Annotated in this window: 12 protein-coding genes; 9 read left to right on the top strand and 3 right to left on the bottom strand. The window is 66.4% G+C overall.

Annotated elements, in window-relative coordinates; all coding sequences use genetic code 11:
* Nucleotides 1–25 precede the first annotated feature (25 nt).
* Entirely contained in the window at nt 26–1,735 is a 1,710-nt protein-coding gene (ilvD, locus tag ADE01S_RS10230) for a dihydroxy-acid dehydratase (protein WP_062681581.1), read from the bottom strand.
* A gap of 229 nt (nt 1,736–1,964) precedes the next feature.
* On the opposite strand from ilvD, the gene ADE01S_RS10225 reads away from it, so the two are divergent.
* Nucleotides 1,965–2,672 carry a FadR/GntR family transcriptional regulator gene (locus tag ADE01S_RS10225; RefSeq protein WP_075873192.1) on the top strand — a complete coding sequence of 236 codons (708 nt, stop codon included), beginning with the start codon at nt 1,965–1,967 and terminating at the stop codon, nt 2,670–2,672.
* 24 nt (nt 2,673–2,696) lie between these two features.
* On the opposite strand, the gene ADE01S_RS10220 is transcribed toward ADE01S_RS10225, so the two are convergent.
* Nucleotides 2,697–3,629, bottom strand: a complete 933-nt coding sequence (locus ADE01S_RS10220; protein WP_082775753.1) for a LysR substrate-binding domain-containing protein — start codon at nt 3,627–3,629, stop codon at nt 2,697–2,699.
* 171 nt (nt 3,630–3,800) lie between these two features.
* Between ADE01S_RS10220 and ADE01S_RS10215 the strand changes: the two genes are divergently transcribed.
* The 6 genes from ADE01S_RS10215 (at nt 3,801) to ADE01S_RS10190 (ending at nt 9,064) form a co-directional block, all read left to right on the top strand.
* A complete protein-coding gene (locus ADE01S_RS10215; RefSeq protein ID WP_062681579.1) occupies nt 3,801–4,712 on the top strand; it encodes an amino acid ABC transporter substrate-binding protein in 912 nt (303 codons plus the stop codon).
* Nucleotides 4,713–4,808: 96 nt separating this feature from the next.
* Complete coding sequence (locus ADE01S_RS10210) at nt 4,809–5,561, top strand: amino acid ABC transporter permease (protein ID WP_062681578.1); 753 nt, start codon at nt 4,809–4,811, stop codon at nt 5,559–5,561.
* Between the two features lie 4 nt (nt 5,562–5,565).
* Nucleotides 5,566–6,255, top strand: a complete 690-nt coding sequence (locus ADE01S_RS10205) for an amino acid ABC transporter permease (protein ID WP_062681577.1) — start codon at nt 5,566–5,568, stop codon at nt 6,253–6,255.
* 66 nt (nt 6,256–6,321) lie between these two features.
* Nucleotides 6,322–7,056: an amino acid ABC transporter ATP-binding protein gene (locus ADE01S_RS10200; RefSeq protein WP_062681576.1), complete on the top strand. Its 735-nt coding sequence runs from the start codon at nt 6,322–6,324 to the stop codon at nt 7,054–7,056.
* Between the two features lie 5 nt (nt 7,057–7,061).
* A complete protein-coding gene (locus ADE01S_RS10195) occupies nt 7,062–8,117 on the top strand; it encodes a threonine aldolase family protein (protein ID WP_062681575.1) in 1,056 nt (351 codons plus the stop codon).
* 41 nt (nt 8,118–8,158) lie between these two features.
* Complete coding sequence (locus ADE01S_RS10190) at nt 8,159–9,064, top strand: EamA family transporter (RefSeq protein ID WP_062681574.1); 906 nt, start codon at nt 8,159–8,161, stop codon at nt 9,062–9,064.
* An 85-nt stretch (nt 9,065–9,149) separates the two neighbouring features.
* Here the strand turns inward: ADE01S_RS10190 and ADE01S_RS10185 are convergent, their stop codons facing one another.
* Nucleotides 9,150–9,446 carry an acylphosphatase gene (locus tag ADE01S_RS10185; protein WP_062681573.1) on the bottom strand — a complete coding sequence of 99 codons (297 nt, stop codon included), beginning with the start codon at nt 9,444–9,446 and terminating at the stop codon, nt 9,150–9,152.
* Nucleotides 9,447–9,607: 161 nt separating this feature from the next.
* On the opposite strand from ADE01S_RS10185, the gene ADE01S_RS10180 reads away from it, so the two are divergent.
* On the top strand, nt 9,608–10,504 hold the full coding sequence (locus ADE01S_RS10180) for a phytanoyl-CoA dioxygenase family protein (protein ID WP_062681572.1): 897 nt from the start codon (nt 9,608–9,610) through the stop codon (nt 10,502–10,504).
* 204 nt (nt 10,505–10,708) lie between these two features.
* Nucleotides 10,709–11,872: an alpha-hydroxy acid oxidase gene (locus ADE01S_RS10175; RefSeq protein WP_062681571.1), complete on the top strand. Its 1,164-nt coding sequence runs from the start codon at nt 10,709–10,711 to the stop codon at nt 11,870–11,872.
* Nucleotides 11,873–11,967: the final 95 nt, after the last annotated feature.

Raw genomic sequence — 11,967 nt, 5'->3', positions numbered from 1 at the left:
GCCCGGGGAACGGGCGCCCCCCGGATCAGGGGATGTGTGCGTGGATCTTGCGCTTGCCCAATACCGCGCCCTGTTCGATGGGCTGCACCAATTGGGCGTATTGAAGAAGATAGGTACTGCTGCCGCCGCCCAGTTCCAGGTCTCGCGGGCGCCATTCCTTCAGGCGGCGCTGGATCTCGGCCTGCGGCACATCCATCTCGATACGGCGGTCGACGAAATCGATGTGGATGGTTTCGCCCTGCCGGACCACGGCCAGCGGGCCGCCGGCGGCGGATTCGGGCATCAACTGGCCAACGATGATGCCCCGGTTCAAGCCGGACAGTTCACCGTCGGTGACCACCGCCACGTGCTCGGCGATGCCGGCCCCATTCAAGGCCGCCACGAAGCTGCATGCGAACACCGTGCCCGGGCCGCCGCTGGGACCCATGTTGCGCAGGACGATCACGTCGCCCTTGTTGATCTTGCCTTCGCCCAGGGCGGCAATGGCTTCATCCTCGCCTTCGTAGATGTTGGCGGGACCGGAGAACTCGGCGCGCTCACCCGGAACGGCGGACAGCTTCACGATGGCGCCGTTGGGCGCCAGATTGCCGCGCAGGATGCCTACGCCGGGCCGATGGCTGACCGGATCGGCCAGTGTCCGGATGATCTTGCCGTCCTTGACGCGCGCGTCGCGGATGTTCTCGCCGACGGTCTGGCGCGTGACGGTCAGGGCGTCGAGGTACAGATGCTCGCTCAGTTGATTCATGACGGCGGGGGTTCCGCCGGCCGCCTCAAGATCTTCCGTGCGGAAGGGGCCGTTGGGACGCACGGCGGTGAGCAGCTTGATGACCTTGCCGTACTCCTCGTACAGCTTGATCACGTCCAGCGGCAGTTCGGCTTCGGTGGCGATGGCCGCGATGTGGCGCACGGTGTTGACGGAGCCGCCGACCGCAAGCACCATCATCACGGCATTGCGTATGGCCTCCTCGGTAATGATCTTTCGCGCCGAGACGCCGTGGCGGGTCAGCTCGACGATCTGGCGTCCCGCCTGTTGCGCGTATTCGTTGAGGCGTCGGCCGCCGGCCCAGATGGGCGAATTGCCCGGCAGGGTCATGCCGATCGCCTCGGCCACGATATGCATGGAATTGGCGGTTCCCAGGCCGGCACAGACGCCGGGCGACTGGATGGCCACGTCCGTCATGTCGGTAAGGTCTTGCAGCGTGATGGTGCGAGTTGCCAGCGCGCCGATCTGTTCGTAGACGTCGTCGATGTCGAAGAACTGGTCCTCGAATTTTTCGTTCGAGCACTTGCCGCCGATCTGGTAGCCGCAGGTGAGCAGCAGCGTCGGCACGTCCAGGCGCGCGGCCGCCATCAGGTGCGCGGGCGTGGTCTTGTCGCACGAGGACAGGCAGATCATGCCGTCCAGCACCGCGCCTTCCATCATGCACTCCACCTCATTGACCATCAGGTCGCGCGTCGGCATGAGATAGCGCGCCTTCTTGCCTGCGCTGGTGACGAAGTCGCTGGGGGCAACCGTGCGCACTTCGAAGGCCAGGCCGCCGGCATCCCGGATCGCCTGCTGAACCAGGGCGCTGATGCCGTCCAGGTGCACGTAGCAGCACGAGAGTTTGTTCGAGGTGTTGATGACCGCGATCTTCGGCTTTTCCATGTCTTCTTCACGGATTCCCATGCTGCGCCACTGGCTGCGCCGCACCGCCCAACGGGTGGAGCCGGGTTCGAAATTGCTTCTGTACATCGCTGCTGTCTCCTGGTTTCGCGGTCCGCGCGCGTCGATCGCGAGCGGCTTGGCGCTGACTAACTGGTATGCTATCCGATTAAAGTGGTAGGACAACTTACCAATTTATCCAAATTTTCCCCAATTGATGGGCGCGGAGATGTGATGTATGGGAAAGTGGACGGACCATTTGGTTGAAGAATGGTAAAGTCCAACGTCTCTCTTTTCGGATGTCCGGCACTGAATCCACATGAGCAAGCCCCGTTTTTCAATGCTCCCCATCAAGCGGACAGACATCTTTCAGGAGGTCTGCCAGCAGCTTGAGAATCTCCTGAACAGCGGCCAGTTCCAGATTGGCGACAAGCTGCCTTCGGAGCGCGAGCTATCGGAGAGTTTTTCGGTCAGTCGTTCTTCGATCCGCCAGGCGCTCAAGGTCCTGGAGGCCGCGGGGCGCATCGAGACGCGGGTCGGCAGCGGCACCTACTTCGTCGAGAAGCAGGCCGTTGCCAGCAGCGGCGACAACCTGAACGCGCTGCTGGCGCTGGGCGTCTCCAAGGAGTTCATGCAGCAGTTGATCGCGGCTCGCACCGCGATCGAGCGGGCGATCTTCGAGGCCTATGCCATCAAGGCCAACAAAAGCGGGATCCGCGCGCTGAAAGAGCTGATCGACGAGAATGCCCTGGACAAGACGGCCAGCGGCGAATTCGAAGAGAACGCCGGCCTGGACATGAGCTTCGAGGCCAAGGTCGCCGAGCTCGCCGGCAACCCCATTCTCTCCGCCATGCAGCGGCAGATCCATCAGCTTTGGATACAGGCCTGGCGCGTGTATGGCTTCGTGCCGGAAAGCCGCCACACCCTGCACCAGGAACACTGCGCGATCATCGAGGCGCTGGCCTCGAAGAACACGCCGCGCGTGATCGACCTGGTGGTCCAGCACGTGGACAAGGAAGTCGAGTAAAGCGGCTTGACGCCGTCGGCGATGTCAGCGCGCCGGCCGGGCCTTCAGATCGCCCATTTCTTCCTGCATGAGCTGGTGGGCGTAGCGCGAGAACACGCTGACCAGGCGGGTGCGCGTGTGGTACGGGGGATAGAGCAAGGCCACCGTGACCGGCACCGCCGGGCTGAAGGGGCGCACCTCCACACCGTTGGCCTCGAATTCCTCGCGGGCGGCCAGCGGGTTGATGAGGGCCACGCCCAGCCCCGCGCCGACGAGCGCGCAGATGGACGAGCCCAGTCCGGCCTCGGCCACGATCTGCCGTTCGACCTTGGCCGTCTTGAAGACGTTGTCGATTTTCTCGCGCAGCGGCGTGCCGCTGGTGAAGGCGACGAACGGTTCGCCGGCGAAGTCGGCGGGCTTGAGCTTCTTCAGCCGGGCCAGCCGGTGCCCCTTGGGCACCACGGCCACGCAGCTCATCGAGAGCACGGGCTCGACCTGGATGCCGGGGGAGTCCCCCGACAGCATCGCCAGGCCCGTGTCGCAGAATCCCGAACTGATCCAGTTGTGCACCGTGCTGGCATTGCCGGAATGGATGGACACCATGACGTCCGGGTATTCGGTCTTGAAGGCGGCGACGATGCGGGCCAGCAGCCCGCCGGCCAGCCGCGGCATGGCGGCCACGCTCAGGCGGCTGGCGCTGAATGAGCGGATGCTGGCCGCCGCGGACTCCAGGCCGGCCAGGCCGATGAAGGTTTTCTCCACTTCCTGAAAGAAGCGCGAGCCATCCTGCGTGGGGGTCAGGCGGCTGCCGTTGCGATCGAACAAGGGGAACTGGGTGATGGCTTCCAATTGCGCGATTAAGCGGCTAACGTGCGGCTGCGAGGTATGCACGCGCCGCGCGGCGGCGGTCATCGAGCCGGTCATCATGACGGCCCGGAAGGCCTCGATGTGTCGCAAGCCCATGCGTGGAATGGCCATGTCAAATCCGTATAGAGGAATACTCGATTGGAACTGGATAAAACCATACTGCTAGTTGATACTTTTCGCCAGCCGCGGGGCTCATCGCGGAGCGCGGCGGTTTCCAGCAGGCCTGAAGCCGCCGATCGTAAATATAAGCACGCGCCGCTCGAACGGCGCCAAGGGAATCAGATGAAAGCACTTGCTGCGATCTCCGTCGCCGCGGCCCTGCTCGGCAGCGCCGCATCCGCCCACGCCGAAGGCCCGAGCCGCCTGGACAAGATCAAGGAAACCGGCGTGATCACGCTGGGCCACCCCGAGACCTCGGTGCCCTTCGCCTACCTCGACGGCAACCAGAAGCCGATCGGCTATACGGTGGAGATCTGCCAGGAAGTCGCCCAGTACGTGAAGGCCGCGCTGAAGCTGCCCAAGCTGGAGGTGCGCTACAACCCGACCACGTCGGCCACGCGCATCCCGCTGCTGGCCAACGGCACGATCGACCTGGAATGCGGCAACACCACCAACAATATCGAGCGCCACAAGCTGGTGTCGTTCGCGCCCACCACCTTCGTGGCCCAGGTGGTGCTGGTGGCGCGCAAGGACGGCGGCGTGGACCCGAACAACCTGGAGTCCTTCCGCGGCAAGTCCATCGCGGCCCAGGCGGGCGGGCAGACCTTCCGCCTGATCTCGCAGCTGAACGCCAAGGGCAACCTGGGCATTACCATGGCGCCCACCAAGGACACGGCCGAAACCATCCTGATGGTGGAATCGGGCCGCGCCGCGGGCTCGGCCAATGACGACGGCATTGCCTACGGCGCGGTGGCGTCGTCGAAGAATCCGGATGCGTTCGTGATCGGCACGAAGGGCCTGGAAATGGCGCCCTACGGCATCATGGAGCCCAAGGACGACCCGGCCTTCAAGAAGGTGGTGGACGACGCCGTGCGGGACCTGATCAAGACGGGCAAGGTGGCCGCGATCTACGACAAGTACTTCAATTCGCCGATCCCGCCCAAGCAGATCAACCTGAAGTACCCGATGAGCGACGCCCTGAAGCGCGCGCTGGCCAATCCCACCGATTCCGGCGACCCCAAGGCATACGAGTAAGCAGGCGGTCCGCGGGAGGCGAGCCTTCCCGCGGCCCCTGCCGGGGCATGGATGCCGCTCGCCGGACGCGGACGGCATCGCCATCGAAGGATAGGCATGAACTACAACTGGAGTTGGGACGTCTTCCTGGAGATGTCGCCGGACGGCGTGCATACGTTCCTGGAGACGATTCTGATCGGCGTGGGCTGGACCCTCGCGCTGGCCTTGACGGCGTGGGTCTTCGCGCTGCTGCTGGGGTCCTGCCTGGGCGTGATGCGCACCGCGCAGTCCCGCCTGATGAACGCGGTCGGCGCGACCTACGTGGAGCTGTTCCGCAACGTGCCGCTGCTGGTGCAGATGTTCCTGTGGTACTTCGTGCTGCCCGAGCTGCTGCCGCATGCCTGGGGCCTGGCGATGAAGCAGATGCCGCAGCCCTGGGGCCAGTTCGTGCCCGCCGTCCTGTGCCTGGGGTTCTATGGTTCGGCGCGCGTGGCCGAGCAGCTGCGCGCGGGCATACAGTCGCTGCCGCGCGGCCAGTTCCAGGCGGGCACCGCGCTGGGCCTGACCGAGGCGCAGGTCTACCGCTACGTGATCCTGCCCGAGGCCTTCCGCATCGTGCTGCCGCCGCTCACCTCGGAGTTCATGGGCACCGTCAAATACTCCTCGGTGGCGCTGACCATCGGCCTGCTTGAGCTGACCGGCCAGGCGCGTTCCATGGCGGAGTTCAGCTTCCATATCTTCGAGGCGTTTTCCGCGGCCACCGTCATCTACCTGATCCTCAACGGCATCGTCGTCCTGGGCATGCGCACGATCGAGCGCCGTTCGGCGGTGCCCGGCCTGATCGGCGCCGCGGGCAAGGGCGGGCGCTAGCATCATGGGCAAATTCGATTTCGACGTCATCGGCAGCGCCCTGCCCTATCTGTTCCAGACGGGCATGACGTTCACCTTGACGCTGACCGCGCTGGCGGCCGTGATGGGGCTGGCGCTGGGCACGATGCTGGCGATGATGCGCCTGTCGCGGTTCAGGATATTGTCGGTGCCGGCGGGCATCTACGTGAACGTGATGCGTTCGATCCCGCTGCTGCTGGTGATCTTCTGGTTCTACTTCCTGATGCCGTACATCGCCGCCTGGATCGTGGGCTCGCCCACGCCGCTGCGGGTGGGCGCGTTCAATTCGGCGGTGATCACCTTCACCCTGTTCGAGGCCGCGTACTTCTGCGAGATCATGCGCGCGGGGATCCAGTCGATCGCGCGCGGCCAGGTGTCGGCCAGCATGGCGCTGGGGCTGACCTCCTGGCAGGGCATGCGCTACGTGGTGCTGCCGCAGGCGTTTCGCAACATGGTGCCGGCGCTGCTTACGCGCGTCATCATCCTGTTCCAGGATACGTCGCTGGTGTACGTGCTGTCGCTGACCGACTTCCTGGGCGCGGCGGCCAAGATCGGCCAGCGCGACGGCCGCCTGGTGGAGCTCTACCTGTTCGTGGCGGTGGTGTACTTCATCATCTGCTTCACCGCGTCCCGCCTGGTCAAGCGGCTGGAAAAGCGCACGCGCGTGCTGCGCTAAACCTCCGCATCCGTCTTCCACAAGTTATCCACAGGTTCAACGATGCAAGATATCCCCAAGCCTCCGATGATCGAGATCAGGCAGGTCAGCAAATGGTACGGCGCCTTCCAGGTGCTGGACGATTGCTCGACCACCGTCGGCCGCGGCGAGGTCGTGGTGGTCTGCGGGCCGTCCGGTTCCGGCAAGTCCACGCTGATCAAGACCGTGAACGCGCTGGAGCCCTTCCAGAAGGGCGACATCGTGGTCAACGGCATTTCGGTGGGCGATCCGCGCACCAACCTGCCCAAGCTGCGCGCCGTGGCCGGCATGGTGTTCCAGCATTTCGAGCTGTTCCCGCACCTGTCCGTGACCGAGAACCTGTGCCTGGGCCAGGTCAAGGTGCTCAAGCGCGGCCAGGACGAGGCGCGCCAGCGCGCGCTGGCGCTGCTGGACCGCGTGGGCCTGTCCGCGCACAAGGACAAGCATCCCGGGGAACTGTCGGGCGGCCAGCAGCAGCGCGTGGCGATCGCGCGCGCCTTGTCGATGGACCCGGTGGTGATGCTGTTCGACGAACCGACGTCGGCCCTGGACCCCGAGATGGTCAATGAGGTGCTGGACGTGATGACCGACCTGGCGGGCGACGGCATGACGATGATGGTGGTCACCCATGAAATGGGATTCGCCCGCCGCGTCGCCGACCGCGTGATCTTCATGGACGGCGGCAAGATCGTGGAGGACTGCGAGAAAGAGCAGTTCTTCGGCAACGTAGAAGAGCGTGCGCCGCGCACGCGCCAGTTCCTTTCCAAAATCCTGCAGCACTGATAGCCATGACCCAGCGTACCCCCGCCACCCGGCGCCCGCCCGTCGACCTGCGCAGCGACACCGTTACCCACCCCACCGAGGCGATGTACGAGCGCATGCGGTCCGCGCCGATCGGCGACGACGGCCTGGACGGCGATCCCACCGTGCGCGAGCTGGAGGCGCACGTGGCCGCCAGCCTGGGCAAGGACGCCGGGCTGTTCGTGCCCAGCTGCACTATGGCCAATCTGTTGGCCGTGCTGGCGCAGACGCAGCGCAACGAACAGGTCGTGCTGGAATCGACGGCTCATATGTACACCTCGGAACGCGGCGCCGCCACCTTCACGGGGCTGTTCTACCTGGGCGTGCCCGGCGCCGAGGGCGCGATGGACCTGGGGCGCCTGGAAGAGGCGCTGCATGCCGGCGGGCACCGGCTGAAGACCTCGCTGGTGGGGATGGAAACCTCGCACAACAACGCGGGCGGCTCGGTCCTGCCCCTGGACCACATGCAGGCGGTCCACGGCATGGCGAACGCGGCCGGCGCGGCGGTCCACCTGGACGGCGCCCGCCTGTTCAACGCCGCCGTGGCGCTGGGCGTGGCGCCGGGAGACATCGCCCGCCATGCCGATACGGTGTCGCTGTGCCTGTCCAAGGGCCTGAGCGCGCCCGTGGGCGCGGTGCTGGCCGGCGCCCGACCGGTCATGGACAAGGCGCGGGGGCTGCGCCGCATGCTGGGCGGCACCCAGCGCCAGTCGGGCATCATGGCGGCGGCCGGCCTGGAAGGCGTGCGGACGATGGGCGGCCGGCTGGCCGAGGACCACGCCCGCGCGCGTCGGCTGAGCGACGGCGTGAACCGCCTGGCGCCGGCCCTGTCCGCGACCGTGCCCCAAACCAATATCGTGCAGGTGGAGACGGCCGGCACCGGCATGGACAATGCGCGGTGGGTCGCGGCGCTGCAGGCGGCCGGCCTGCTGGTCCGCCCCTGGGGCCGCACGCGGCTGCGCTGCGTGACCCACCGCCACATCGGCGACGAGGACATCGACGCGGCCGTGCGGGCTTTCGAAACGGTGCTGAACGCCCGCTGATCTGCTCCGTTCCGGGCATCCGCCCGGTGCGATAATGCCGCATGTCCACGACCCACCTTTCCCGAAAAGACTATCTCTGCGCGCTGGCGGTCGTGGTCATCTGGGGCTCCAACTTCGTCGTCATGAAGGTCGGCATGCGGGGGCTTTCGCCCATGATGCTCGGCGCCCTGCGGTTCGCGCTGGCGGCCTTCCCCCTGATCCTCTTCGTGCGACCGCCCAAGGTGCCCTGGCGCTGGGTCGCCGCCTATGGCCTGGTGCAAGGCCTGGGCCAGTTCGGGCTGCTCTTCACCGCGCTGAAATTTGGCATGCCGGCCGGCATGGCTTCGCTGGTCATCCAGACCCAGGCGTTCTTCACGCTGCTGCTGGCCGCGCCCATGCTGCATGAACGTGCGCAGCGGCATCACTGGATCGGCCTGGGCGTCGCCGCGCTGGGGCTGGCGGTCATCGCCGGCGGCCGCGGCGACGGGCCGGGCCAGATGACGATGCTGGGTTTCGCGCTGACGCTGGGCGCGGCGTTCATGTGGGCGGTGTCCAACATCATCGTGCGCCAGGCCAGCCGCAAGGCGCCCGGCTACGACCCGTTCGCGTTCATCGCCTGGAGCAGCGCCGCGCCGGTGCTGCCCTTCCTGCTGCTGGCCGTGCTCATCGACGGCTGGGAGCCGGTGGTCGGCATGGTGGCCGGCATGGGTTGGGGCGAAGCGCTGTCGGTGCTCTACCTGGCCGGGTTCGCGACATTGCTGGCCTACACCCTGTGGACGCAGTTGCTCACGCGCCACGCCGCGGCCAAGGTCGCGCCGTTTTCGCTGCTGGTGCCGGTGGTGGGCCTGTGGGCCGCCTCCATGGCGTTCGGCGAAAGCCTGCGGCCGCTGCAATGGCTGGGAGCGGCGGGCGTGCTGGCCGGGCTGATCCTCAACCAATTGGGCGGGCGCTGGCTGCGCACCCGCTGAGCCTTACGGCGGATGCTCCTTCCGCCGTTTCCGCCTTTTTTCCGCCTATCGGATTAAGTCTTGCCGGCGCGCGAGGCGGGCGCGCTTACAGCTGCTCGAAGCGGATGTAACGCTTATCCGTGTACTCCCTGCGCGTGGTGACTTCCCGCACGTCGGCGCCGGGCGGGCCTCGCCGCAGCCATTCCAGCATGTGGTCGACCTGGTCGGGCGTGCCCTGCACCAGGGCCTCGACCGTGCCGTCCGGCAAGTTCTGCACCCAGCCCCGCGCGCCCAGCAGATGGGCGCGGCGGACCGTGGCGTGGCGGTAGCCCACGCCCTGCACGACGCCGCTGACGGTGACGTGGACGGTTTCGATGTGAGGGTCGGTTTTGGGGTCTTGCATGCGGTTTCCTTCGGATGATGCGCCGCCCTTGGCGATATGCGTAGGCGGTATTGGCTACGGCGGATGGTCTATAGGCCCGATGGGCATCGAAGCGATACGTTAGAGCTCATGTCAAAACGTGCCAACGGGAACACCCGCTACCAGAGCTTGGAGAAGCCATTATGGAAGAGACCAGTTTGTTGTCGGAAGCAGAGACAGCGCGCTACAGGGAACAAGGGTATCTGGCCCTGAAGGACATCTGCCCGCAAGACGAAGTGGGCTACATCCGCAGGACCCTGATGGATCTGTTCACGAACAAGACCGGCTACAACGAAGGCGCCCAGTACGACTTCGTCAGCCGTGACGATCCGTCCAAGCCCGCCAAGTTTCCCAGTTTGCACGATCCGCGCCATTATGCCCCCGGGCTCCTGAAGACCGCCTATCACGAGCGCACCCTGGAGCTGGCCCGCCAGCTGCTGGGCGAGGATGCCGCTCTCTACGGCGAGCATGCCCTGCTCAAGCCCGGTCCCCACGGCCCCGAGACGCCCTGGCACCAGGACGAGGCGTTCCGCTCGCCGGACTTCATCTACAACGAGCTGAGCATCTGGCTGGCGCTGCAGCCGGCCACGACGGAAAACGGCTGCATGCAGTTCATCCCGGGCTCGAATAAGTGGGACGTGCTGGAGCACCGGTCGCCGGGCGGGGACAAGAGCCTGCATCCGCTGGAATGCTGCGGCGATTTCCCGCGCGAGCAGGCGGTGCCCGAACCGCTGGATCCGGGCGGCATCACCGTGCACGACGCCCGGACCCTGCATTTCACGGGCCCGAACACCTCGCAGGCGCCGCGCCTGGCCTACATCCTGATCTACAACACGCCGCCGGTCTACAAGCCGGGCCGCCGCGAGTTCCCGTGGCTGGAAGGCCGCTGGACCGATAGCCAGACGCGCAAGAAGGAATGGCACAAGCGCGGCGGGCTGGCCGTGGACGTGATGCGCCGCTTGCCGGCCGCGCGGCTGACCAGCCCGCGCTGGGTGGCGTGGGCCACCATCCGGGCCGTCTCGAAGGTCTGGCCGCGATAGGGGGCGCGGGGGCCGGAAGAGCTCCCGCGACAGGGGGGCGACCGAGGCCGGCAAGCGACGCTTGCCGGCCTCGGCGCGTATACTGGGCGGCGCCGCGGGGTTCGTGAGCCCGGCGGCGCCGCCCGGGCCGCCCGCAGCCGGCGGCCCGGGTATCTAAAAATAAAGCGTCGCAGCTGGCGCCCCTCACCACTCCATAGACACTCCATGACCGCTAACCTTTCTACGATCACCTGCATCGAAGATTTGCGCGCCGTCGCGCAGAAACGCGTGCCGCGCATGTTCTACGACTATGCGGATTCCGGCGCCTGGACCGAAGGCACGTATCGCGCCAATGAAAGCGACTTCCAGAAGATCAAGCTGCGCCAGCGCGTGGCGGTGAACATGGAAGGCCGGTCACTGCGCACCACGCTGGTGGGCCAGGATGTGATCATGCCGCTGGCGATTTCGCCCACGGGCCTGACCGGTATGCAGCATGCCGACGGGGAAATCCTGGCGGCCAAGGCGGCGGCGGATTTCGGCGTGCCCTTCACGCTGTCCACCATGAGCATCTGCTCGCTCGAAGACGTGGCGGCGGCGACCCGCCGGCCGTTCTGGTTCCAGCTCTATGTAATGCGCGACCGCGAATTCGTGGGCAACCTCATCGACCGGGCCAAGGCCGCCGGCTGCTCGGCGCTGGTGCTCACGCTGGACCTGCAGATCCTGGGCCAGCGCCACAAGGACATCAAGAACGGCCTGTCGACGCCGCCCAAGCCCACCCTGCGCAACCTCATCAACCTGGCGACCAAGCCGCGCTGGTGCATGGGCATGCTGGGCACCAAGCGCCGCACCTTCGGCAATATCGTCGGGCACGCCAAGGGCGTGAGCGACCTGTCGTCGCTGTCCTCCTGGACGGCCGAGCAGTTCGATCCGCGCCTGAGCTGGGATGACGTCCAGTGGATCAAGCAGCGCTGGGGCGGCAAGCTGATCATCAAGGGCATCCTCGACGTCGAGGACGCGCAGCTGGCCGCCGACAGCGGCGCCGATGCGCTCATCGTCAGCAACCACGGCGGGCGCCAGCTGGACGGCGCCATGTCGTCCATCGCCGCCCTGCCGGCGATCGCCGACGCCGTAGGCTCGAAGATCGAGGTCTGGATGGATGGCGGCATCCGTTCGGGCCAGGACATCCTCAAGGCCGTGGCGCTGGGCGCGCGCGGCACCATGATCGGGCGCGCCTTCCTGTACGGCCTGGGCGCCTACGGCCAGGCCGGCGTGACCCGCGCGCTGGAGATCCTGTACAAGGAAATGGACACGACCATGGCGCTGTGCGGCCGGCGTTCGATCCAGCCCGGCGACCGCAGCATCCTGTTGCCGGGAACCTACCCGACCTGAATCGGCCGGGGCCGATGAGCAAGCCTGGACGTTCGATGCGTGTCCGGGCTTTTTTTTGGTTCTTCGCGCCTGGAGCGGCTCAAACGCTGGAGTCA

The sequence above is a fragment of the Achromobacter denitrificans NBRC 15125 genome (assembly GCF_001571365.1).
GTDB classification, from domain to species: Bacteria; Pseudomonadota; Gammaproteobacteria; order Burkholderiales; family Burkholderiaceae_B; genus Achromobacter; species Achromobacter denitrificans.
This window is presented reverse-complemented; position numbering and strand designations above follow the sequence as displayed.